Origin of the sequence: Streptomyces sp. NPDC001194 (genome assembly GCF_042896985.1) — a bacterium.
GTDB lineage: Bacteria > Actinomycetota > Actinomycetes > Streptomycetales > Streptomycetaceae > Streptomyces.
Window position 1 is genome coordinate 126,845 of record NZ_JBIAXU010000018.1, and the last position, 22,023, is coordinate 148,867.

General features: G+C 74.0%; 19 protein-coding genes and 1 tRNA gene. 15 read left to right on the forward strand and 5 right to left on the reverse strand.

Annotation, left to right across the window (positions count from 1 at the left end):
• Positions 1–437 precede the first annotated feature (437 nt).
• Both ACFY1T_RS28685 and ACFY1T_RS28690 read left to right on the forward strand, forming a co-directional pair.
• Positions 438–1,055: an RNA polymerase sigma factor gene (locus ACFY1T_RS28685; protein WP_390790719.1), complete on the forward strand. Its 618-nt coding sequence runs from the start codon at positions 438–440 to the stop codon at positions 1,053–1,055.
• Positions 1,052–2,884, forward strand: a complete 1,833-nt coding sequence (locus tag ACFY1T_RS28690) for an IclR family transcriptional regulator C-terminal domain-containing protein (protein WP_390790720.1) — start codon at positions 1,052–1,054, stop codon at positions 2,882–2,884. The genes ACFY1T_RS28685 and ACFY1T_RS28690 overlap by 4 nt, the downstream gene beginning before the upstream one ends.
• A 64-nt stretch (positions 2,885–2,948) precedes the next feature.
• On the opposite strand, the gene ACFY1T_RS28695 is transcribed toward ACFY1T_RS28690, so the two are convergent.
• Entirely contained in the window at positions 2,949–3,800 is an 852-nt protein-coding gene (locus ACFY1T_RS28695; protein ID WP_390790763.1) for a LysR substrate-binding domain-containing protein, read from the reverse strand.
• 136 nt (positions 3,801–3,936) lie between these two features.
• Here ACFY1T_RS28695 and ACFY1T_RS28700 point away from each other — a divergent pair, with 136 nt between their 5' ends.
• Both ACFY1T_RS28700 and ACFY1T_RS28705 read left to right on the forward strand, forming a co-directional pair.
• Positions 3,937–4,989, forward strand: coding sequence for a bile acid:sodium symporter family protein (locus tag ACFY1T_RS28700; protein ID WP_390790721.1), 1,053 nt, complete (start codon positions 3,937–3,939; stop codon positions 4,987–4,989).
• Between the two features lie 9 nt (positions 4,990–4,998).
• On the forward strand, positions 4,999–5,436 hold the full coding sequence (locus tag ACFY1T_RS28705) for a (2Fe-2S) ferredoxin domain-containing protein (RefSeq protein WP_390790722.1): 438 nt from the start codon (positions 4,999–5,001) through the stop codon (positions 5,434–5,436).
• A gap of 102 nt (positions 5,437–5,538) precedes the next feature.
• Here ACFY1T_RS28705 and fdhD read toward each other — a convergent pair whose 3' ends face one another.
• Positions 5,539–6,375, reverse strand: coding sequence for a formate dehydrogenase accessory sulfurtransferase FdhD (fdhD, locus tag ACFY1T_RS28710; protein ID WP_390790723.1), 837 nt, complete (start codon positions 6,373–6,375; stop codon positions 5,539–5,541).
• Between the two features lie 221 nt (positions 6,376–6,596).
• Between fdhD and ACFY1T_RS28715 the strand changes: the two genes are divergently transcribed.
• Positions 6,597–7,538, forward strand: a complete 942-nt coding sequence (locus ACFY1T_RS28715; RefSeq protein WP_030868169.1) for a beta-ketoacyl-ACP synthase III — start codon at positions 6,597–6,599, stop codon at positions 7,536–7,538.
• On the opposite strand, the gene ACFY1T_RS28720 is transcribed toward ACFY1T_RS28715, so the two are convergent.
• The gene (locus ACFY1T_RS28720; protein ID WP_390790724.1) at positions 7,522–8,709 is read right to left on the reverse strand and encodes a low temperature requirement protein A; all 1,188 of its coding nucleotides are present in this window, start codon (positions 8,707–8,709) and stop codon (positions 7,522–7,524) included. The two genes, ACFY1T_RS28715 and ACFY1T_RS28720, sit on opposite strands and share 17 nt — an antisense overlap.
• Before the next feature lie 207 nt (positions 8,710–8,916).
• On the opposite strand from ACFY1T_RS28720, the gene ACFY1T_RS28725 reads away from it, so the two are divergent.
• From ACFY1T_RS28725 to ACFY1T_RS28765, 9 genes are all read left to right on the forward strand, one after another.
• Positions 8,917–9,378 (forward strand): hypothetical protein, encoded by a 462-nt coding sequence (locus ACFY1T_RS28725; RefSeq protein ID WP_390790725.1) that lies wholly within the window; start codon positions 8,917–8,919, stop codon positions 9,376–9,378.
• 144 nt (positions 9,379–9,522) lie between these two features.
• Positions 9,523–9,610, forward strand: a tRNA-Leu gene (locus ACFY1T_RS28730).
• A gap of 76 nt (positions 9,611–9,686) precedes the next feature.
• Positions 9,687–11,375 (forward strand): serine/threonine-protein kinase, encoded by a 1,689-nt coding sequence (locus ACFY1T_RS28735; protein ID WP_390790726.1) that lies wholly within the window; start codon positions 9,687–9,689, stop codon positions 11,373–11,375.
• 380 nt (positions 11,376–11,755) lie between these two features.
• On the forward strand, positions 11,756–13,579 hold the full coding sequence (locus ACFY1T_RS28740; protein ID WP_390790727.1) for an AMP-dependent synthetase/ligase: 1,824 nt from the start codon (positions 11,756–11,758) through the stop codon (positions 13,577–13,579).
• Positions 13,580–13,691: 112 nt separating this feature from the next.
• On the forward strand, positions 13,692–14,954 hold the full coding sequence (locus ACFY1T_RS28745; RefSeq protein WP_390790728.1) for an ABC transporter substrate-binding protein: 1,263 nt from the start codon (positions 13,692–13,694) through the stop codon (positions 14,952–14,954).
• 10 nt (positions 14,955–14,964) lie between these two features.
• Positions 14,965–17,862 (forward strand): ATP-binding cassette domain-containing protein, encoded by a 2,898-nt coding sequence (locus ACFY1T_RS28750; RefSeq protein ID WP_390790729.1) that lies wholly within the window; start codon positions 14,965–14,967, stop codon positions 17,860–17,862.
• Positions 17,859–18,635 carry an ABC transporter ATP-binding protein gene (locus ACFY1T_RS28755; protein ID WP_390790730.1) on the forward strand — a complete coding sequence of 259 codons (777 nt, stop codon included), beginning with the start codon at positions 17,859–17,861 and terminating at the stop codon, positions 18,633–18,635. Before ACFY1T_RS28750 ends, ACFY1T_RS28755 begins: the two co-directional genes overlap by 4 nt.
• A gap of 163 nt (positions 18,636–18,798) precedes the next feature.
• Positions 18,799–19,647, forward strand: coding sequence for an aldo/keto reductase (locus ACFY1T_RS28760; RefSeq protein ID WP_390790731.1), 849 nt, complete (start codon positions 18,799–18,801; stop codon positions 19,645–19,647).
• A gap of 7 nt (positions 19,648–19,654) precedes the next feature.
• Positions 19,655–20,080 carry an RICIN domain-containing protein gene (locus ACFY1T_RS28765; RefSeq protein ID WP_390790732.1) on the forward strand — a complete coding sequence of 142 codons (426 nt, stop codon included), beginning with the start codon at positions 19,655–19,657 and terminating at the stop codon, positions 20,078–20,080.
• 13 nt (positions 20,081–20,093) lie between these two features.
• Here ACFY1T_RS28765 and ACFY1T_RS28770 read toward each other — a convergent pair whose 3' ends face one another.
• On the reverse strand, positions 20,094–20,399 hold the full coding sequence (locus ACFY1T_RS28770; RefSeq protein WP_030868143.1) for a 4a-hydroxytetrahydrobiopterin dehydratase: 306 nt from the start codon (positions 20,397–20,399) through the stop codon (positions 20,094–20,096).
• Between the two features lie 144 nt (positions 20,400–20,543).
• On the opposite strand from ACFY1T_RS28770, the gene ACFY1T_RS28775 reads away from it, so the two are divergent.
• Positions 20,544–21,341, forward strand: a complete 798-nt coding sequence (locus ACFY1T_RS28775; protein WP_390790733.1) for a helix-turn-helix domain-containing protein — start codon at positions 20,544–20,546, stop codon at positions 21,339–21,341.
• On the opposite strand, the gene ACFY1T_RS28780 is transcribed toward ACFY1T_RS28775, so the two are convergent.
• Positions 21,327–21,749 (reverse strand): hypothetical protein, encoded by a 423-nt coding sequence (locus tag ACFY1T_RS28780; RefSeq protein ID WP_390790734.1) that lies wholly within the window; start codon positions 21,747–21,749, stop codon positions 21,327–21,329. The two genes, ACFY1T_RS28775 and ACFY1T_RS28780, sit on opposite strands and share 15 nt — an antisense overlap.
• Positions 21,750–22,023 lie beyond the last annotated feature (274 nt).

The following is a 22,023-nucleotide window of genomic DNA, read 5'->3' on the forward strand; positions in this document are numbered from 1 at the left end:
ATGCGGTTCATCGTATCGAACCGCCGAAAGGCCACGTGCCGCATTTTCGTGGGGTGGACGTCGGTGGGCGTAACGCAAAAGCGAGGGTGGTGACCTCTGCGTCACGGCCCTCGCAATGGGCCCATGCTACAGCCGGTCCGGATCATCGCGGACACCGGTCCACGGGGCGTACGCCGGTGCACGGCGCCCCTGCTCGGCCCCGGCATATGCGTACGCACGGACTGGGCGGGCGCGTGGTCGAAGTCGGTCATCGGCCGGTCATGACCGAACGTAATCCCTCGAGGTCTTTCTTCTGCGCTCCCCCGGTGCGCCCGCACTGCCAGGCTGTCCGCGCACAGGGGACGAGGCGAGGTGGACCGGTGAGCGATGGCGGACCAGAGGAGTCCGGTGGGGCCGTGGGACTGCCGCTGCCCAGCCGGCGGCGGCAGCCGACGCCCATGAGCCAGTGGGACCCCACGGCACGCCTGTCGTACTGGGCCTTCCACGCCAACCGGCGGCCCTCGTACATGCGCTTCGCGTACCTGCAGCTGGGATCCGACGCGGCTGCCGAGGACGCGGTGGACGCCGCCTTCGACTCGATCATGAACGAGTGGTTACGCATGCTCCACATGGACCGGCTCGACGCCTACGCCTGGACCATCCTCAAGCAGCGCCTGGTCGACCGGCAGGAGCCGCGCGGCGCCGGACGCGGCGGCCCGCCGGCCGCACCCACCGCACCCGAACCGATGGACATCAGCGCCTTCGAGGCCGCCCTCAAGGAGGCCCGCTCCGATCAGCAGTGCGAGGTGCTGACCGACACCATCCGCTTCTACTCCGCCGTGTCCCGGCTCGCCGAGCGCCAGCGCGACGCCGTCCTGCTGCGCTACGGGCTCCAGTGCACCCCCGGGGAGGCCGCGTCCGTGATGGGCGTGGACGAGGCCACCGTCCGCTCGCAGCTCGGCCAGGCCCACCGGCGGCTCGCACGCATGCTCGACGCCTCCGCCGATCCGGCCGTCCGGGCGGAAAGCGTCGGCCCGGCGGAATCGCCCGGGCCCGCAGAATCACCCGAGTCATGAGCCGCCGCGAGGACACGGGGGAGCGCGACGGCGAGGCGGCCCGCCGCTCCCTGGCCGAGTTCCTGAGCCGGGCCGGCGTCCGGGACCGGTACCCCCACTACGACCTGGGCGCGGCGGAGGCCCGGCTGCTGCGCGCCTCCCGGGGACGGGCCGCCGCGGCGCCCCCGCGCCGCCGGGCCGCGTACGGGTGGAGCGACCCCGCGCGGGACTGCCCGCTCGACTCCGAACGGGCCCGGCGCGACCTGAAGGCCGTCTGCCTGGCCACCGTGTGCGGTGCCACGGCCGAGGCGCAGCTCGCGGCCTTCGTCGGGAGCGGGCACACCGATCTGGCCGGGGCCGTGGTCTTCGGCTGCCTGCTGCACCTGGCCGGACTGCGCGACGGCGCCCGCTTCTGGTGGCAGTTCGCCGCCGGTTCCGGCCGGGCGCGGACCGCCTCGGCCGCGTACTGCCTCTTCCTCGACCACTCCCGGCGCGGGGAGCACCACGACGCCCGGTTCTGGGCGCGCGAGCTGGGCCGGCGCGGCTACCGGCCGAACGGCCGGCGGGATCTGCGCGAGGTGCGGCTGTGCGCACAGGCGACCGTGCTGCGCTACGTCGACCAGCTCGACGATCCCGATCTGGGCCCGGTGCCGCTGCCCAGGCCCGGGCTGCCCTCGGTGCTGGCCGCGTTCCGGCCGATGCCCCCGGTGGCGGCGGAGCCGGAGCGGTCCGTGCCGCGGCAGCGCGTGGTGGCCCAGGTGTCCGGGCAGCCGGCCCGTTCCGCGGGCACGGGCGAGGCCATGGCGCAGGCTCGGCGCGCGCTCGCCGTCGTACGGGTCCTCGAACGGCATCCGCTGGGGGTGCGGGCCGCCCAGCTGCGGCGGGAGTCCGGCCTGGCCGAGGCGGAGCTGCGGCCGCTGCTGGCGATGCTCTGCGAGGAGGAGTACGCGTACCGGCCGGGCGCGGGGGTCTTCGCGCGCGGGCCCGCCCTCGACCGGCTCGCCGCACCCGGCGCCGGAGGACTCCCGGGCCAGCTCCAGCGCACGCTGGCCCTGGCCCGGGACAGCGCGGGCGCCGCGGTGTACCTGAGCCGGTATGCGGAGGGGGAGGTCCGGATCACGCAGATGGCGGACGGGCCGGGGGCCCCGCCGGTGCGCGAGTGGGTGGACTTCAAGGCCGCGGCGCACGCCAGCGCCGTGGGCAAGTGCCTGCTGACCCAGCTCGACGCCGACCGGCGCCGCGACCACGTCGCCCGGTACCGGCCGGCCCGGCTGACCCCGCAGACGATCACCGACAGCCGGGTCCTGTTCAGCGCCCTCGACGCCGTGGCTCCGGGGGCGCCGGTCTTCGACCTGCGCGAGTACTCCCCCGGCGTGATCTGCTCGGCCGTCCCGATCGCGGCCGGCGACGCCGCCGGGAGCCTCGCGCTGTCGCTGCCCTCCTCGCATGCCCACCGGCTGAACGAGGCGACGCGGGCCCTGCGGCTCAAGGCCGTCCCGGTGCTGCTGGCGCTGCTGCTGTCGGGGGCGATCCCGCCGGACGCGCAGGACGCCCCGGCCCTCCCGGACGCCCCGGCCTCCGCGGACGCGGCCCCCGCGGCGCGTCCGCTCCCCGGGGTCACCCCGGAGACCCTGCGCCACCTGCGCATGCTGTTCCGCACCCCGCTGACCCGCCCGACGGCTTCGCCGGCCGACCCCCACCTGGTCAGCGACACGGCATCGGAGGCGGCGTACTTCTTCGGCCCGCTGCCGGATTCCGATCAGCCGCGCCTGTCCCTCCCCGTCACCTTCGCCCCGCTCACCCCGGGGACCCTGCCCACGGCGAAGGGCCTGGTGGTCCTGAGCACCTGACCGCCCGAGCGGCCGAGCACCCGAGCGGCGGCACCCGAACCGCCCGCCCGACCGCCGGGGCAGGTCAGGCGGGGCGGGTCAGGCGGTCCGCGCCGGAGAGGATCGCGGAGGCCAGTGCCTCCGCTTCCGGCGAGCTCCGCCCGCCCCGCAGGAGCGCGAACTCCACCGACCCGAGGTCCGGCAGCCCCGCCACCCGTACCAGCCCCGGCGGGATCAGACCCCGGGTGTGGGCCATCACTCCCAGCCCGGCCCGGGCCGCCGCGACCAGTCCGCTCAGGCTGCCGCTCGTACAGGCGATCCGCCAGCCCCGCCCTTCCCGCTCCAGCACCTCCAGGGCCCGGGCCCGGGTGATCCCGGGCGGCGGGAAGACGATCAGCGGAACAGGTCGGTCCGGATCCACCCGCAACCCCTCCGCCCCGATCCACACCATCCGGTCCCGCCACACCAGCCGGCCCCGCTCGTCCCCCGGCCCGCGCCGCTTCGCCAGGACGAGGTCGAGCCGCCCCGCGTCGAGCCGTTCGTGCAGGGTCCCGGACAGTTCGACCGACAGTTCCAGGTCCACCTCGGGGTGCTCGTGCCGGAAGCCCTCCAGGATCTCCGGCAGCCGGGTCAGCACGAAGTCCTCCGAGGCCCCGAACCGCAGCCGCCCCCGCAGCCGCGTCCCGGTGAAATAGGCCGCCGCCCGCTCGTGCGCCTCCAGGATGGTCCGGGCGAAGCCGAGCAGCGCCTCGCCGGCCTCCGTCAGCTCCACGCTGTGCGTGTCCCGCAGGAAGAGCGGCCGGCCCGTCGCCTCCTCCAGCCGCCGCACGTGCTGGCTGACCGTGGACTGCCGCACGCCCAGCCGGCCCGCGGCCTGCGTGAAGCTGAGCGTCTGCGCCACCGTGAGGAAGGTGCGCAGCTGGACCGGGTCGTACATGGCCGCCATGGGACCCATGCTGCCATCGTCATCACGAAGCGAGATGACAGTCAGTGCGGTGTACGGGTTTCCCGATCACCGGGCCACGGCGACGATGAAGGGGTCCCGACGAGCCACCGACCGGAGAGCCCCGTACATGCGCCGCCCGCACCCGCCCTCCCGGCTGCCCCTGGACCCGTGGATCCTGACCCTCCTCGGCACCGTCGCCCTGGCCGCCCTGCTGCCGGCCCGCGGCTCGGCCGCCACCGTCGCCGACGGCGTCGCCACCGGGGCCGTGGCCCTGCTCTTCTTCCTCTACGGCTCCCGGCTCTCCACCCGCGAGGCCCTCGACGGCCTGCGCCACTGGCGGCTCCACCTCACCGTGCTGGCCTGTACGTTCGTCCTCTTCCCGGTACTCGGCCTGGCCGCCCGTGGCCTGGTCCCCACCGTGCTCACGCCCCAGCTGTACGGCGGTCTGCTCTTCCTGTGCCTGGTCCCCTCGACGATCCAGTCCTCGATCGCCTTCACCTCGATCGCCCGGGGCAACGTCCCCGCCGCGATCTGCGCGGGCTCCTTCTCCAGCCTCGCCGGCATCGTCCTCACCCCGCTCCTCGCGGCCGGCCTGCTCGGCGGGAGCGGGGGCGGGTTCTCCCTCGACTCCCTCCTCAAGATCGTCCTCCAGCTCCTGCTGCCCTTCCTGCTGGGCCAGGCCCTGCGTCCCTGGGTCGGCGGTTTCCTGGTCCGGCGCAAGAAGGTCCTCGGATACGTCGACCGCGGCTCGATCCTGCTCGTCGTGTACGCCGCCTTCAGCGCGGGCATGGCCGCCGGGGTCTGGCACCAGGTCAGCGCCGCCCGCCTGGGCGCGCTGATGGCGGTGGAGGGCGTGCTGCTCGCCGTCATGCTGCTGGTGAGCTGGTACGGGGCGAAGCGGCTCGGGTTCGGCCGGGCGGACCGGATCGCGATCCAGTTCGCGGGGTCGAAGAAGAGCCTCGCGGCCGGACTGCCCATGGCCAGCGTGCTGTTCGGGGCCCAGGCGAGCCTCGCGGTGCTGCCGCTGATGCTGTTCCACCAGATGCAGCTGATGGTGTGCGCGGTGCTGGCGCGCCGCCGCGCCCGGGACCCGGAGCCCGAGGCGGGCCCCGAACTGCCCGCCGGGCATGTGGTGGAGGTCTCGCCGGAGCTCCAACACCCCGCGCCGCGGGCCCGGTAACGTGCGGCGGTGACCTGGATACGCCCGCTCGCCGCCCACGCCGAACGCCCCTGCACCCTGGTGGTCTGCCGCGGCTGCTGCTGCGGGGACCCCCGCAAGAACCCCGGCTCGGACCACGCCGGCCAGCTGGCCCGGCTGCGCGAGGCCGCCGCGGCGTCGGAGGGCCGGCTGGCCGTCCGTACGAGCGACTGCCTCGGGCCGTGCGCACAGGCCAACGTGATCGTGGTCCAGCCCACCACCGAGGCGCGCCGCCGGGGTGCACGCGCGGCCTGGTTCGGCTGGGCGCTGGACGACACCGCCACGGACGAGGTCATCGCCTGGGCGGAAGCCGGCGGCCCGGGTGTCGCCCCGGTCCCGGCGACCTTGGACCTCCACCGGATCGACCCGCCGAAGCCGGAGCCGACGCCGGCGGCCAAGGCGGGACGACGCGCCCGCCGGGGGCGCTGAGGTGACCCGCGCGGAACACCTCACGCCGACGCCGGGCGGGCCGTGGCGCCGTCCGCCCGCCACCGCCCGGACGGGTGAGGGGGGCGTGACGGAGCCCGGCACTCACCAGGTGATCCGCTCCTCGCCCGCGTAGATGTTCATGTTCGGTCCGCGCAGGAAGCCGACCAGCGTCAGGCCCGACTCCAGGGCCAGGTCCACGGCCAGCGAGGACGGGGCCGATACGGCGGCCAGGACCGTTACCCCCGCCATCACCGCCTTCTGCGCGAGCTCGAAGGAGGCCCGGCCCGAGACCACCAGGACCGCGTCCGCCAGCGGGAGCAGGCCGGCCTGGAAGGCCCGGCCGACGATCTTGTCCACGGCGTTGTGCCGGCCGACGTCCTCCCGTACGTCCAGCAGCCGGCCCTCCGGCGAGAAGAGCCCGGCCGCGTGCAGCCCGCCGGTGCGGTCGAACACCTTCTGCGCGGCGCGGAGCCGGTCCGGCAGCTCGCCGAGGAGCCGGGCGGGGATCCGTACCCCGTCCGCGGCCCCGCTCGGCCGGAGCGGGAAGCGGGTCGCCGTGCGCACCGCGTCCAGGCTGGCCTTGCCGCACAGGCCGCAGGAGGAGGTGGTGTAGACGTTGCGTTCGAGCGTGATGTCCGGCAGCGCGACTCCGGGTGCGAGCTGCACGTTGACCACGTTGTAGGTGTTCGAGCCGTCTTCCGCGGCCCCCTCGCAGTAGGTCACGGCCCGTACGTCCGACGCGGAGCCGAGTACGCCCTCGCTCACCAGGAAGCCCACGGCCAGCGCGAAATCGTCGCCGGGGGTGCGCATCGTGATGGCCAGGGGCTTGCCGCCCAGCCGTATCTCCAGTGGCTCCTCGGCGACCAGCGTGTCCGGGCGCACCCCGGCCACTCCGTTGCGCACCCGGATGACACGACGGCGCTCGGTGACCCGTCCCATGGTGATCAGCCCGCCCGTTCTGTCCGTCCTCGTCGCGCACCCCGTCGTGCAGCTGACGAGCCCATTCTCGCGGATCGCCGCCGTACGGCGCTCCCGGCAGGAAGATCCTCCGGAATCTCCAAATTCAGGGGCGGTAATCCTGTTGGGTCACGTGCACCTGTACCCACCAGTAGCAGGTCAAGCTGGGTGATCCTGACTTCCCAATAAGGGGGACCCCGCCCATGACCGGTTCACGCGTGGTGGCGCTAGGGCACTACCAGCCCGCGAAAGTGATCACCAACGAGGACCTCGCGGCGATGGTCGACACCAACGACGAGTGGATCCGCTCTCGGGTCGGCATCAAGACCCGGCACATGGCGGGCCCCGACGAACCGGTGGACGAGCTGGCCTTCCACGCCGCGGGCAAAGCCCTGGCCGGCGCCGGGCTGACCCCCGACGACATCGACCTCGTCCTGGTGGCCACCTCCACCGCGATCGACCGCTCGCCCAACATGGCCGCCCGCGTCGCCGCCAAGCTGGGCATGGGCGGCAGCCCGGCCGTCATGGACCTCAACGTCGTCTGCTCGGGCTTCACCCACGCCCTGGCCACCGCCGACCACGCGATCCGGGCCGGCTCCGCCACGCGCGCCCTGGTCATCGGCGCCGACAAGATGACCGAGATCACCGACTGGACCGACCGCACCACCTGCGTACTGACCGGCGACGGCGCGGGCGCGGCCGTGGTCGAGGCCTGCGAGGAGCCCGGCATCGGCCCGGTCCTGTGGGGATCGGTCCCGGAGATGGGGCACGCGGTCCGGATCGAGGGATCCCCGCCGGTCTTCGCCCAGGAGGGCCAGGCCGTCTACCGCTGGACCACCAGCCGGCTCCCGGCGCTCGCCCGCAAGGTGTGCGAGAAGGCCGGGATCACCCCCGAGGACCTGGCCGCCGTCGTCCTGCACCAGGCGAACCTGCGGATCATCGAGCCGCTGGCCGCGAAGATCGGCGCCGTGAACGCGGTCGTCGCCCGGGACGTCGTGGACTCCGGCAACACCTCCGCCGCGAGCATTCCGATGGCGCTCTCGAAGCTGGTCCAGCGCGGCGAGATCCCGACCGGTGCCCCGGTCCTCCTGTTCGGCTTCGGCGGCAACCTCTCGTACGCGGGCCAGGTCATCCACTGCCCGTAGCGGCCTGCGCACGTTCCGCCGAGGCGGCCGGGGCCCAGCGGGCCTCGGCCCCCAGCGCGGCCAGGAGTACGACGACCAGCGCGAGCAGCTGCCAGAGCCCTGCGGTGGCCGCGCCGAGCGGGACCGTGGCCAGGGCGAGCAGCATCGCCGCCGCCCGGAAGCGGGCCGGGCCGATCCCGAGCACGGCCCGGAAGGCCAGGTCCCCGGCCAGGTAGACGGCGACCCCGCCGGCGAGGGCGAGCGCGGGGCCGGTGTGCAGGTGCTCGCCCAGGTGCCCGATGGTCTTCTTGACGCCGGCCGCGAAGGCGGCGATCCCGAGCAGCATGGGCAGGAAGGCGTAGTAGTAGGCGAGCATCGCCAGCTTGAAACGCTTCTCGGGGGCCGTCTCGGCGAAGACCTCCTCGGCCCGGCCCTCGTCACGGACGAAGTACATCCACCACAGCGCCGACGCGATGGCGAGCGCGAGGAAGGCACCCCCGGCGATCCCCACGGACAGGGGCAGCGAGCCGGTGCCGATCCCGATCGCGATCACGGATTCGCCGAAGACGATGATCAGCAGCAGTCCGTGGCGCTCCACGAGGTGCTCCGCGCTCATGCCGCCGAGCTGGTCGCTGACCGTCGTCACCGCGGCCGCGGACGCGGCTTCGGCCGGCGCCGCCCCGCTCGCCGCCACCCTCTGCACCAGCTGCGGCACGACGAACTGGATCAGCAGGGCGAGCATCCACAGCCCCCAGGCGGGCGGCCCGTCGAAGAACCCCGCCGCCAGCACCGACAGCGCGCACAGCAGGTTGGGCAGTGCGAACCAGAGCACACCGGTGCCGTGGGCCTGCGTGTACAGGGCGCTGTGCACGAGGACGACGAACACGTACCCCAGCCCGAAGGCGACGCCGCCGGCCCCGAAGGCGGTCGGCACCGCCAGCGCGCAGACCAGGAACGCCCCCATGGCCAGGATCAGCAGCACCCTGCGCACGGTGCGGTCGGGCGGCACCTGGTTGGTCAGGTGCGCGTAGCCCCCGTACATCCAGAACAGGACGGTGAAGATCACCAGCACCTGGCCCGCGCCCCGGAAGCTGATGTCGTCCGCCAGCAGCACCGTCAGCTGGGTGATGGTGAAGACGAAGACGAGGTCGAAGAAGAGCTCCAACGTGCTGACGCGGTGCGGTGTTTCCATGTGTACCCCCGTGGACGGCGACGTGCGGCGCTCATCCGACCGCCTCGGCACCCGTGGTGTCCAGCGCGTATCGGCATCCGGATGTGCCGAGGGGGTGTACGACCTGAGATGTACGCGGATCCCGCCCGGTGGAAGGACGCGCCGCCCCGGGCGCGGGCGGAGGATGAGGAACGCCGCACACCAGACGCCGAGGGAAGCGAAAGCCCCATGATCCGCAGGTCCGCCGTCCTGATCACCGCCGCAGTCCTCTCGGCCGTGGGGCTCGCGATCGTGGTCGCCCTCCCGGCCGCGGCCGACTGGTACGGCAACCGCCATCAGGAGACGCACGCGTACGCGACGGGGGCGGAGGCGAAGTCGGCGCGGGCCTCGGTGCCGCGCTGGCTGGCGGACGAGGCGGAGTCGGTGCGGTACTCGATACGGACGACCGGCGGCGACCGGCTGCTGAAGGCGACCCTGCCGGACGAGCGGCTCCCGGCCGAGTGCACGACCGAGCCGCGGCCGAAGGCGCAGGAGGTCGCGCTGAAGGAGGACTGGTTCCCGAAGGACGCCCGGGGGAAGGCCGCCGCCCGCTGCGGCCTCTACTACGCGTACATGGACGGCACCACCCTCTACGCCTGGCAGGACAACGACGACTGGCTGAGGGCCGAGCGCGCCGAACCGGCCCGCTGAGCCGCGAGACGCGAAGTCTCGCCGACCCTTCGGGTACATGCCCGCAGGTCAGCGAGCGGCCCGGCCCGAATACCTGGTCGGAAGCACGCCGATCCTTTGCTATTGTTGTCCTTGTCGCCGCGGGAAACCGGGGCCGACCACCTGGTCCGGGTGGCGGAATGGCAGACGCGCTAGCTTGAGGTGCTAGTGCCCTTTATCGGGCGTGGGGGTTCAAGTCCCCCCTCGGACACCAGCAGGAACCCCACTTCGGTGGGGTTCTTTTGCGTTTCCGGCTCCTGTCCGCGGGGCCGATCCGGCGGTGCGGCATCATGGGCGCACGGGGTCGGAGGGGAAACAACGTGTCGCACGACGAGCCGGGCAGCAGCAGCGTGATCGCCGGGCGGTACCGCCTGGAGAAGCGGTTGGGCCGAGGCGGCATGGGGACCGTCTGGCAGGCCTCCGACGAGCTCCTCGGGCGTCCCGTCGCCGTCAAGGAGATCCATGTCGACGGGGGCACGGAGACGAGGGGCGCCCTGCGGGAAGCCCGGACCGTCGCCCAGGTCAGGCATCCGCACGTGGTGGTGGTGCACGACGTCGTGGAGCACGACGGGCGCCCCCACATCGTCATGGAACTCGTCGAGGGCGGCTCGCTGGCCGACCGGCTCGCCGCCGGAGGACCGCTGGGCCCCGCCGAGACCGCGCGGACGGGGCTGGCCCTGCTCGGCGCCCTGCGCGCGGCGCACGCCCGGGGGGTGCTGCACCGGGACGTCAAGCCGGCCAACGTGCTCCTGGAGGCGGACACCGGGCGGGTGGTGCTCACCGACTTCGGCATCGCGAGCCTCGCCGGTTCCACCACCATCAGCGAGACCGGCGCCTTCGTCGGCTCGCCCGAGTACACCTCGCCCGAGCGGATGCAGGGCGCCGCCGCCGGACCCGCGTCCGACCTGTGGTCGCTCGGGGTCCTGCTGTGCACGGCGCTCACCGGGAAGTCGCCGTTCCACCGAGATTCGCTCGGGGGTGTCCTGCACGCCGTCGTGTTCGCCGAGATCCGCCCGCCGGCGCAGGCGGGGCCGCTGGCCCCGGTCATCCGCGGCCTGCTGGAGCGTCTCCCCGAGCGGCGGATGGAAGCGGCGGAGGCCGAGCGGCTTTTGTCGGCGTACGTGAGCACCGGCACGGTCCCCGCCGTGGTCGACCGGGCTCCCGGGCCGGATCCGGAGACCGCCCCCGCGACCGCCCCGGCGGCCGGAAGCGCGACCGGGGCCGCTCCCGGGAGCGCGGGCGGAGCCGGCGGCCCGGCCGGCTACTCGCCGACCGAGCACGTGGCACAGCCGTCCGCCCCGGCACGGCGGGCCCGGCCGGCTCTGCGGGCGGGGGCCGTCGCCGCGCTGTTCGCCGTCGCGGTCGCGGGGGCCGTGGCCGTCACCTCGCAGTTCGGGGAGCGGTCGACGGACGGCGCACGGCAGGCGCCGTCCGCCACCGCGTCCGCCTCGAGCCGGGCCACCGCCTCCCCCTCCACAGCCGACGCCAAGCCCGCCCGTACGGTGTCCCCTGCCGCTCCCGCGGCCGCCAGGCCCGCACCCGCCGGGTACCAGTCGGTCTCCGACCCCGAGGGCTTCAGCCTGGCCGTGCCCAGCGGGTTCCGGCGCAGCACCGACGACCAGCGCGTGTTCTACGTGTCCCCGGACGGGGCCTTCCGGATCGGCGTCAAGGCGAAGCCCGCGGCCTCCGAGGGGCCGGTCACCCTCATGCGGCTCTCGCACGCGAGCGGCCCGGCCACCAACCCCGGATACCGCGACGGCACCGTCGTACCGACCACGCACAACGGACTGCCCGCCGCCCTGTGGGAGTTCACCTGGGACGGCTTCACCGCCGCCGAAGGGGCCCGGCACACCTTCGACGTGTGCTGGGAGGAGAACGGGCACCTGTACGACGTCTGGGTGTCCGCGCCCGTAGGGCGGCTCCCGGAGGCGCGCAGCCACTTCGACGCGGCGCTGGACTCCTTCGTCCCGGGGAGCTAGGGCGTGTCCGCAAAGTCCCGCCTGTCCCGCGACGCCCGGCACGCGCTCTCGGCGCACCGGGCGAAATCCCGAGTACGTCCAGTACAAGGGCTTCCGCCCGGCACACCGAGAGCACGCACCGGACGCCGCGGGACCGCCCTCCGGGCGGCCGGCGCTACTTTGCGGACACCCCCTAGGACCACCGCGTGATCGCGCCGCCCCGTCCCGCTCTCCGCGGGATCGGGGCGGCGTTCGGCGTTTCCGGGGTGGTGGGACGGGGAGTGTCCCTATCCCCGGGCCTGCACACCTCCCTGGGGAGGTCTTGTGGAGGTCTTCGCTCGGTGATCAACCCTGGTGAGGTGTGGGGTAGCGTCGCCGCGCTGCGCGGAGAGGAGCGGGGCATGCGCGAGATCACCGTCCCACCAGTCGTTGTTGCGGCGCCCGTCGGCGGGCTCGCCGACGTCGTGTTCCAGCACGCCCAGGAGGATCCCGGCCGGGTGGTGCTCGGCCGCAAGGTCGACGGGGTCTGGGGGGACGTGACCTCCGGGGAGCTCGCCGCCGAGGTGCTCGCCCTGGCGAAGGGGCTGCTGGCCCAGGGGGTCCGGTTCGGGGAGCGGGTCGCGGTCATGTCCCGGACCCGGTACGAGTGGACCCTGTTCGACTTCGCCCTGTGGGCGATCGGCGCGCAGCCCGTGCCCGTCTACCCGACCTCCTCCGTCGAGCAGGTGCACTGGATCCTCCAGGACTCCGACTGCACCGCCTGCGTCGTCGAGGACGAGGACCAGGCCATGACCGTCGGGTCGGTCATCGAGCGGCTGCCGCACCTGCGGCGGCTGTGGCAGCTGGACGCCGGGGCCGTGGAGGCGCTCGTCGCGGACGGCCGCGGGGTCGCCGAGGACCTGGTGCACCGGCACCGGGCGGCGGTGACGCCCGATGCCGTCGCCACCGTCATCTACACCTCGGGGACCACCGGGCGGCCCAAGGGCTGCGTGCTCACGCACGGCAATTTCATGTACGAGACAGACACGATGGTGGCCCGCTGGGAGTCCGTCTTCCGGGCGGGGCCCGGGGAGCAGCCCTCCACCCTGCTGTTCCTGCCCCTCGCCCACGTCTTCGGGCGGATGGTGGAGGTGGCGGCCGTCCGGGCGCGGGTGAAGCTGGGGCACCAGCCGGTGCTGGCGGCCGCCGAGTTGCTGCCGGACCTCGCCGCGTTCCGGCCGACGTTCGTGCTGGGAGTCCCGTACGTCTTCGAGAAGGTCTTCGCGGCGGCCCGCCGCAAGGCGGAGGCGGAGGGGCGTACGGGTCCCTTCGACCGGGCGGTGGAGACGGCCGTGCGGTACGCGGAGGCGCGCGAGCAGAAGGCGTTCGGGACCGGGCCGGGCCCCTCGGCGGGGCTGCGCATGGAGCACCAGCTCTTCGAGAAGCTGGTGTACGGGAAGGTCCGCGAGGCGATGGGCGGCCGGGTGCGGCACGCCATGTCGGGCGGGTCGGCGATGTCGCGGCGCCTCGGGCTGTTCTTCGACGGGGCCGGGATCACGGTGTTCGAGGGCTACGGCCTGACCGAGTCCTGCGCGGCGGCCACCGCGAACCCGCCGGGGGCGACGAAGTACGGCACGGTCGGCCGGCCGATCCCGGGCACTACGGTGCACATCGCCGAGGACGGGGAGGTGTGGCTGCACGGGAACCACGTGTTCGCCGGGTACCTGAACGATCCGCGCTCCACGGAGGCGGTGCTGCGGGACGGCTGGCTGGCGACCGGGGACCTGGGGCGGCTGGACGAGGACGGGTACCTCACGATCACCGGGCGCAAGAAGGAGATCCTGGTGACCTCCAACGGCAAGAGCGTCTCCCCGACCGCCCTGGAGGAGCGGGTGCGTTCGCATCCGCTGGTCGCGCAGTGCGTGCTGGTGGGCAACGACCGGCCGTACGTGGCCGCGCTGCTCACACTGGACATGGAGGGCATCGCGCACTGGCTGTCGATGCGCGGGCGCCCGCAGCTGCAGGCGGCGCAGCTGGTCCACGACCCGGATCTGACGGCGGAGGTGCGGCGGGCGGTGGTGGCCGCGAACACGCTGGTCTCGCAGGCCGAGGCGATCCGCACCTTCCGGGTGCTGGCGGAGCAGTTCACGGAGGAACGGGGGCTGCTGACGCCCTCGTTGAAGCTGAAGCGGCGGGCGATCGAGAAGGCGTACGCGCAGGAGGTGGCGGCCCTCTACCAGGCCTGACGGGCCGCTCCGCCAGCATCTGACGCTCCGTCATTTCACCTCGCCAGTCGTATTGACGCTTCGTCAGGTCGCCCACAGAATGCGGGGATTCCGACCGGAGGGGATCCCACACATGCTGCGACCGATCCGCACCCTGGCCGCCGCGGCGGCCGCGCTCGCGCTCGTCTCCGCCTGCAATTCCGCCTCCGACGGCTCCTCTCCCGGCAAGCCCGGATCCGCCGGGGACTCCCGCGGCGTGAGCGCCGACTCGATCAAGGTCGGCGGGATCGTCTCCATGACCTCCGCCAGCGGGTACAGCAAGAAGGACACCGACCTCGGCGCGAAGGCCCGGTACCTGAGGGCCAACGCCGAGGGCGGGATCAACGGGCGCAAGATCGACTACCTGGGGGCGGAGGACGACGGACAGGACCCCGCCAAGAACATGGCCGCCGCCCGCAAGCTCGTCCAGCAGGACAAGGTCTTCGCCGTCGCCCCGATGAGCTCGGTCACCTTCTCCGGCGCCGACTTCCTGGAGCAGGAGAAGGTCCCCACCTTCGGCTGGGGCACGCTGCCCTCCTTCTGCGGGCCCGAGTACATCTACGGGTTCAACGGCTGCCTGGTCCCCTCCCCCGGCGGCACCCTCAACCAGACCTGGCCCGAGGGGATCGGCCGGCTCCTCGGCGGCGCGCAGGGCAAGTCGGTCGCGGTGATCGCCAACGACAGCGACGCCGGGAAGTTCGGCATCCGCACCTTCCAGCAGGGCTTCGCGGCCGCCGGGTTCAAGGTCGCCTACGCCAAGGCCTCCGTGCCCGCGACGGCGGTGCCGAGCGACTGGTCGGCGTACGTGAAGGACATCCTGGAGAGCAACGACGGCAAGGCGCCGGACGCCGTCGTCTCGGTCATGCAGACCCCGAACAACATCGGCCTGTTCACGGCGCTCAAGCGCAGCGGCTACCGGGGACTGCTCTCCGACCCGACCGACTACGACCCGGGGCTGCTCGCCAAGGACGCCACCAGGCAGGCGCTCGACGGAGTGCACGTGCTGCTGCAGTTCCAGCCGTTCGAGTCGGCGGACCCGAAGATGGACCGGTTCAAGGCCGACATCAAGGCGGCCGCGGGCGGGCGGGAAGTCCCGCTCAACATGCACATGTTGACCGGGTACATGTCCGCCGACCTGTTCGTCTCCATCGCGCGGAAAGCCGGCAAGGAGCTGACCGTCGAGTCCTTCCAGGCCGCCGCGCAGGGCTTCTCCGACACCGGCACGCTCGTCGGTGACCGCTCGGAGCCCAAGGGACAGAAGGACAGCTTCGGCTGCGGGGCGCTCGTCCAGCTGCGCGGCGGGGCGTACGAGGTCTCCGTCCCCTTCTCGTGCCGTCAGCCCATCCCCTTCAAGTAGGGCTCGCGGCATGGGAGATCTGCTCGTCCTCGTGCTGAGCGGTCTGGTCTCCGGCGCCCTGTACGCGCTGCTGGCCACCGGGCTGGTGCTGTCGTACTCGGCGTCCGGGCTGTTCAACTTCGCCCACGGGGCCACCGCCTACCTGTGCGCGCTGACCTTCTACGAGATGCACTCCGGGCTGGGCTGGCCGGCCGTCCCGGCAGCCCTGCTGGTGGTGTGCGTACTGGCCCCCGGGCTCGGGTGGGGGCTGGACCGGCTGATGTTCCGGCGGCTCGCGCGGGTCGGCGAGACGGCGCAGATCGTGGCCACGATCGGGCTGCTGGTGGCCCTGCCGGCGGCCGGGCTGTGGGCCGTGGAGCTGCTCGGGGACGCGGGCGCGCCGGTGAAGCCCGCGGAGAACCAGTTCGGGCTTCCGGGAGTGGGGCCGAGCCCGGCCCTGAGCCGGCAGCTGCTCGACGGGGTGGGCGTGGACTCCGACCAGCTGATCACCTGGGTGGTGACGGCGGTGGTGGCGGTGGGCCTGTGGGTGCTGATGCGGCACACGCGGCTGGGTCTGCGGCTGCGGGCGGCCGTCGACAACCGCACGCTGACCGAGCTGCGCGGGATCAGTGCCGACCGGCTGTCCTCGGTCGCCTGGATGATCTCGTCCGCCCTGGCGGGCCTGGCGGGGGTGCTGGCGACACCGCTGCTGGGGCTGTCGGCGCACGACTTCACCCTGTTCCTCTTCGTCTCGGCCACGGCGGCGGTGATCGGGCGGTTCGCGTCCGTGCCGCTCGCGTTCGCCGGCGGGCTGGGGCTGGGGGTGTTGCAGAACCTGGTCGCCGGGTACGCGTCGTTCGCCGAGGGGATCACCGGGTTCCGCACGGCCGTACCGTTCCTGATCCTGTTCGGCGGGCTTCTGGTGCTGGCCCGGCGGGGGCGGACCGCGGGGACCGCGGCGCAGGACGCGCAGGCGGATGCGGGTGCGGTTCCCGTGGACCCCGCGGCGGGGGCCTCGTGGGCCCGGCGGTGGGGGGTGTGGGCGGCGGCCGCCGGGGGGCTCGGTGTGGCCTTCTACACCGTGACCACGCCGTTCTGGAGCGGGCTGCTCGCACAAGGGCTGGCCCTCGGGCTGGTGTTCATGTCCTTCACGGTGGTCACCGGTCTCGGGGCGATGGTCTCGCTGGCGCAGGGCACGTTCGTGACCGGGGCCGCGCTGGTGGCGGGGCTGCTGATGAGCCGGGGCTGGCCGTTCGTGGCGGCGCTGGCGGTGGGTACGTGCGTGGCGGCGGTGCTGGGGGCGCTGGTCGCGCTGCCGGCGCTGCGGCTCGGCGGGCGGACGCTGGCGCTCGCGACGCTGGCTCTGGCGTTCCTGGCTGACCAGGTCCTGTTCCAGATGCGGTGGCTGCGCAACGGGGACTCGGGGTGGTCGGTCCCGCGGCCGGTGTTCGGGCCGGTGGACCTCGGCGACGACCGGGCGCTGGGGGTGGCGCTCCTGGTGCTCGTCTCGGCGTGCGCGGCGGGACTGGGCGCGCTGCGGAACTCTCCCTCGGGGCGCGCGATGCTGGCCGTGCGGTCGGCGCCCGCCGCGGCGATGGCCTCGGGGGTGTCCGTCCTGCGGACGAAGCTCCTCCTGTTCACGGTGTCGGCGGGGCTGGCGGGGTTCGGGGGCGTGCTCGTCGCCTCGTACAACACCCGGATCACGGCGACGGACTTCACGGCCATGACGGGGCTGGTGTGGCTGGCGGTGGTGGTGGCCGCGGGGGTCCGGCGGCCGCAGTACGCGGTGGTGGCGGGGGTGGTCTTCGCGGTGGCCCCGCGGGTCCTGGCCGACTACGTGACGCAGTCCGCGCACCTGCCGGTGATTCTGTTCGGCCTGGCGGGGCTGGCCTTGGCCAACGATCCGGACGGGTACTGCGCCGCCCTCGCGGTACGGCGGGCCAGGCGCCGGGCCGCGGCCTCCGTCGGGGGCGGCACAGCCGGCGCCGGTGCGGGCGGCGCAGCCTCCGGCGGGGGTACGGGTGCCACCGGTGCGGCGGCAGCGGCCTCCGGCGGGGGTACGGGTGCCACCGGTGCGGCGGCAGCGGCCTCCGGCGGGGGTACGGGCCCTGCGGGGCCCTCCCCCGGCCCGCCCCTTCCCGGAGCCGGGCTCGGCCCGGACCCGGTGCGGGGGCCCCGCCTCCGCACCCCCGGGCAGCGCACGCCGACGGAGCCCGGCGCGCCGGGTGCCGGGGGCGGGCCCGCCCTGGAACTGCGCGGGGTCACCGCCGGGTACGACGGGGGGCTCGTCCTGAACGGGCTCGACCTCACCGTCCGGCAGGGGGAGATCCTCGCCGTGCTCGGGCCGAACGGGGCCGGGAAGAGCACCGCCTGCCGGGTGGCCGCCGGCGCGCTGGCCGCCGTGAGCGGGCAGGTGCTCCTGCGGGGGCGGGACGTGACCCGGGACGGGCCCGTGCGGCGGGCCCGGAGCGGGGTGCTGCTCGCCCCCGAGGGGCGGGGCATCTTCCCGGCGCTGACCATCGAGGAGAACCTCTCGCTGTACCTGGGCGAAGCGCAGGCGCGGGAAGGGGTCTACGAGCGGTTCCCGCGGCTGCGGGAGCGTCGGGGTGTGGCCGCCGGGTCCCTGTCCGGCGGGGAACAGCAGATGCTGGCCCTCGCTCCGCTGCTGCAGCGCCCGCCCGAGGTGCTGATCGCCGACGAGCCCTCGATGGGGCTGGCCCCCCGGGTGGTGGAGGAGGTGTACGGGCTGCTCACCGAGCTCCGGGACGCCGGGACCGCGCTGCTGCTGGTGGAGGAGAAGGCCGCCGGGATCCTCGGGGTCGCCGACACCGTCGCGTACCTCTCCCGGGGCCGGGTCACCTGGTGCGGGCCGCGCGCCGAGGTGGAGGCCGACCGGCTGGCCGCGGCCTACCTGGGGAGGGCGAAGTGACGCAGCCGCCGTACGTGCTGCAGGGCCTCGGCATCAGCGTCCGCTTCGGCGGCGTGAAGGCGCTGACCGGGGTGGACCTCGGGGTCCGGGCCGGGGAGGTGTGCGGGCTGATCGGCCCGAACGGGGCCGGGAAGACCACCCTGTTCGACGTCCTGTCCGGGATCCGGCGGCCCGACCGGGGGCGGATGCTGCTCGACGGGGCGGACATCACCCGCCGTTCCCCGGTCTGGCGGGCCCGGCACGGGATGCGCCGTACCTTCCAGCGGCAGCAGTTGTTCGGTCAGCTCAGCGTGGCCGAGAACCTGCTGGTCGCGCAGGAGTGGCGCGGCGGCGGGGGCGGGCTGGCCGCCGACCTCCTCGGGGTGCCGGCGCGGCGCCGCCGGGAGCGGGAGCGGCGCGAGCACGGGGAGCGGGTGCTGGCCGCCTGCGGGATCGGCTCGCTGGGGGCCTCGTACGCGGGCGGGCTGCCGGTCGGCCGGGCGCGGATGGTCGAACTGGCCCGCGCCGTGGCCGATCCGCCTCGCGTGCTGCTGCTGGACGAGCCCGCTTCCGGGCTGTCGGCGCCCGAGCGCGCGCAGCTCGCGGCGGTCGTCCGGCGGCTGGCCGAGGAGGATGGGTGCGCGGTGCTGCTGGTGGAGCACGACGTGGCCTTCGTCATGGAGCTGTGCACGCGGGTGGTGGTCCTGGACCTCGGAACGGTCCTCGCCGAGGGCGCGCCGGCCGGGATCCGCGCCGATCCGCTCGTCCGGGAGGCCTATCTGGGCCCGTCCTGACGGTGTGTCCGGTCCGGGTGGGCCGCCTCGGCGGGAATACGCTCGCCGGGGCGGCCGGTCGCCGGCCCCTCGTGCGCCCGTGGACCCGTACGCCCGTACGCCGGTACGCCCGTGCACCCCAGCAGGTACGCCCCAGCCCGTCGAACCGAGGGAACAGCCAGACGTGAACGACGTCCCCGCCATCCGGCTCAACAACGGCACGCTCATGCCCCAGCTCGGGTACGGCGTCTTCCAGGTCCCGGACTCCGAGGCCGCGCGGGCGGTCGGGGACGCGCTGGAGGCGGGGTACCGGAGCATCGACACGGCGGCCGCCTACCGCAACGAGTCGGGCACCGGCCGGGCGATCGCCGCCTCCGGGGTGCCGCGCGAGGAGCTGTTCGTCACCACCAAGCTGTGGAACGACCGCTCCCGGACCTGGCGGCGCGAGGACGTGCTGCGCGCGCTCGACGACTCCCTGGGCAAGCTGGGCCTCGACCACCTCGACCTGTACCTGATCCACTGGCCGCGCCCGATGCGCGACGACTTCCTCACCATCTGGAAGACCTTCGAGGAGATCGCGGAGAGCGGCCGCGCCCGAGCCGTCGGCGTGTCCAACTTCCGCCCCGCCGACCTGGAGCGGATCGGCGCCGAGAGCCCGCTGGTCCCGGCCGTGAACCAGATCGAGCTGCACCCGCTCTTCCCCCAGGCCGAGCTGCGCGCCGTGCACTCGACGCTCGGCATCGCCACCGAGGCCTGGTCCCCGCTCGGCCAGGGCAAGGAGCTGCTGACGCTCCCCGCGGTCGTCGAGGCCGCCGACCGGCACGGGCGCACCCCCGCCCAGGTGGTGCTGCGCTGGCACCTGCAGCTCGGCAACATCGTGATCCCGAAGTCGGTGACCCCGTCGCGGATCCGGGAGAACCTGGACGTGTTCGGCTTCGAGCTGGACGAAGCCGACCTCGCCGCGCTGGACGCGCTGGGCCGGGGTTCCTCGGCCGGGCGCATCGGGCCCGACCCGGCCGACTTCGACATCTGAGCCGCGGATGAGCCCGCCCGACGGCGTCTACCGGATCCGCAACGCCGCCAGCGGCCTGCTGCTCGGGGTGGAGGGCAGTACCCGGGTGGGGGTGGGCCCGGACGGCCCGCCCGCACCGCCGGCCGCCCGCCAGTGGCGGATCTCGCCGGTCCACAGCGGCGGCGGGATCGTGCACATCGTCAGCCTCCACAACGACAGGCTGCTGGACGTCGCGAACGCCTCGACGGAGAGCGGCACCCGGGTCCAGGTCTGGCGGGCGAACGCGTTCGGGGCGCAGGAGTGGATCGTCGAGGAACACCTCGACGATCCCGGGGTGGTGTCCCTGATCGCCTGTATCAGCGGCCTGCCGCTGGAGGCGGACGAGGAGGGCCGGGCCCGCCAGTGCGAGGACACCGACTCCCCCGCCCAGTGGTGGCGGCTGGAGCCCGTCTGAGCAGCCGTCCGCGTCAGCTCGCGCCGTGGGCGGGGGCGAGCGCCTCGACGCGCTCGGCGAGCGCGAAGTCGGCGCCGGTGACGGAGTCGCCCGCGCTGTGGGTGTTCACGGACACCCGGACCGTGTTGTAGCCCAGGGTCAGGTCCGAGTGGTGGTTCAACTCCTCCTGGACCGAGGCGATGTGGGCGACGAGCGCGCTCGCCGCGAAGTGCGTGCCCAGCCGGTAGGTGCGGATGATCCTGTCGTCCTCGAAGGCCCAGCCGGGGAGCTCCCGCAACCGGTCCTCGATCTCCTTCTGCGAAAGCGGCTCGTCTGCCATCGGCATGCTCCTTCACCGTTCGGACCGGGATTCTGACGTGCGGTCAAGGTTCCCACAGCGCGGGCCGCCGGGAAGGGTCCGCGCCATGGTGCGTGCGGGTGCTTCCGCGCCGCCGCGTACCGGCCCTCGGCTAACGTCGTGGGCATGACCTCCACCCCGTCCGTCGGAGCCCTGCTGCGCACCTGGCGGGAGCGGCGCGGCATCAGCCAGCTGGAGCTGGCGGGCCGCGCCGACTCCTCCTCCCGGCACATCAGCTTCGTCGAGACCGGCCGGTCGCGGCCGAGCAAGGAGATGGTCCTGCGGCTCGCGGACCACCTCGACGTGCCGGTACGCGAGCGCAACACGCTGCTCCTCGCCGCGGGTTACGCCCCGCACTACACGCAGACCCCGCTGGACGACCCCTCCCTGGGGACGCTGCGCGAGGGCCTGGAGCGGCTGCTGACCGGCTACGAGCCGTACCCGGCCCTGATCGTGGACGCCGCGTACGACGTCGTCGCCGCCAACCGCGGCATCGCGATGCTGCTCGACGGGCTGCCCGAACACCTGCTGGTGCCGCCGCTGAACGCCATGCGGATCACCCTGCACCCGCAGGGCCTGGCCCCGCGGATCCGCAACCTCGGCCAGTGGCGCGGGCACCTGCTGGCCCAGATGGAGCGGCAGATCGCGCTGTCCCGCTCGGCGCCGCTGCGCGCGCTGTACGAGGAGGTGTCCGGGTATCCGGTCGCCGGGCGGTCCGGGGACGCGGGGGCCGGACCCGAGGAGGCCGTCCCGTACATCGCGCTGCCGCTGCTGATCGAGCACGACGGGCACCTGCTCTCCTTCGTCTCCTCGATCGCCACGTTCAACACCCCGATGGACGTGACCGTCGCCGAGCTGGCCATCGAGACGCTCCTCCCGGCCGACGCGGCGACGGCGAAGTACCTGCGCTCACTGGTCCCCTGAGGCGCAGCGCAGTGCCGACCGCTGCAGGACGGCGAACGCGGCGACGACGGCGGCCTGGGCAGGGATCCACACCAGCCCGGCGGTGGTGGGGGCGGACCACAGGAACAGGGAGACCGCGCTGAGGGCCGCCCAGGCGCAGTTCGCCCCGACGACGAACCTCACCGGGCCGGCCGGGGGCCTGCGGCGCGCGGCGAGCAGGCCGACGCCCGCCCCGTAGAGGGTCAGGAACAGGCCGAGTTCGAACAGCGTGCCCTGCGCGGCGCCGAGCAGCCGGCCGAGCGGGGCGCAGAACACGGCGTACGCGAGGCCGTTCCCGCCGGTGACCACGGCGTCGAGGGCGAGCAGACGGCGCAGCGCGGTCTGCGGGACGGCGGTACGGGCGATGCCGGTGAGCGGGGTCGCGGACATGACGGATCGGCCTCCAGGACGGGTCGGAGCGTTCGCGCGGGCACGGTCGCGGTCACGGTCACGGGCCTGTGGTCGAACGCGCTGGTGGGGACGGGTCCCGAGGCCGAGTGCGCGGTCTCGGGACCCGATGGCTCCACTGTGCCGCCGGCCCCGCGCCGGGGTCGATTACCCGCGGGGTCATGCCCGCGGGGCGGGGCGGGCGTGCCAACCTTCTTTGACTCACATCGCAAGAAACGTTGGGATTCTCCTGTTTCACGGACGGGCGGAGGGCTAC

Bases quoted from the DNA above. Each gene is read 5' to 3' on its own strand.
- ACFY1T_RS28750 (WP_390790729.1), top strand. From the start codon at position 14,965: ATGGGAGATCTGCTCGTCCTCGTGCTGAGCGGTCTGGTCTCCGGCGCC.
- ACFY1T_RS28685 (WP_390790719.1), top strand. From the start codon at position 438: ATGAGCCAGTGGGACCCCACGGCACGCCTGTCGTACTGGGCCTTCCAC.
- ACFY1T_RS28740 (WP_390790727.1), top strand. From the start codon at position 11,756: ATGCGCGAGATCACCGTCCCACCAGTCGTTGTTGCGGCGCCCGTCGGC.
- ACFY1T_RS28690 (WP_390790720.1), top strand. From the start codon at position 1,052: ATGAGCCGCCGCGAGGACACGGGGGAGCGCGACGGCGAGGCGGCCCGC.
- ACFY1T_RS28765 (WP_390790732.1), top strand. From the start codon at position 19,655: ATGAGCCCGCCCGACGGCGTCTACCGGATCCGCAACGCCGCCAGCGGC.
- ACFY1T_RS28780 (WP_390790734.1), bottom strand. From the start codon at position 21,749: ATGTCCGCGACCCCGCTCACCGGCATCGCCCGTACCGCCGTCCCGCAG.
- ACFY1T_RS28700 (WP_390790721.1), top strand. From the start codon at position 3,937: ATGCGCCGCCCGCACCCGCCCTCCCGGCTGCCCCTGGACCCGTGGATC.
- ACFY1T_RS28725 (WP_390790725.1), top strand. From the start codon at position 8,917: ATGATCCGCAGGTCCGCCGTCCTGATCACCGCCGCAGTCCTCTCGGCC.
- ACFY1T_RS28715 (WP_030868169.1), top strand. From the start codon at position 6,597: ATGACCGGTTCACGCGTGGTGGCGCTAGGGCACTACCAGCCCGCGAAA.
- ACFY1T_RS28770 (WP_030868143.1), bottom strand. From the start codon at position 20,399: ATGGCAGACGAGCCGCTTTCGCAGAAGGAGATCGAGGACCGGTTGCGG.
- ACFY1T_RS28695 (WP_390790763.1), bottom strand. From the start codon at position 3,800: ATGTACGACCCGGTCCAGCTGCGCACCTTCCTCACGGTGGCGCAGACG.
- ACFY1T_RS28775 (WP_390790733.1), top strand. From the start codon at position 20,544: ATGACCTCCACCCCGTCCGTCGGAGCCCTGCTGCGCACCTGGCGGGAG.
- ACFY1T_RS28720 (WP_390790724.1), bottom strand. From the start codon at position 8,709: ATGGAAACACCGCACCGCGTCAGCACGTTGGAGCTCTTCTTCGACCTC.
- ACFY1T_RS28745 (WP_390790728.1), top strand. From the start codon at position 13,692: ATGCTGCGACCGATCCGCACCCTGGCCGCCGCGGCGGCCGCGCTCGCG.
- fdhD (WP_390790723.1), bottom strand. From the start codon at position 6,375: ATGGGACGGGTCACCGAGCGCCGTCGTGTCATCCGGGTGCGCAACGGA.
- ACFY1T_RS28735 (WP_390790726.1), top strand. From the start codon at position 9,687: ATGGGCGCACGGGGTCGGAGGGGAAACAACGTGTCGCACGACGAGCCG.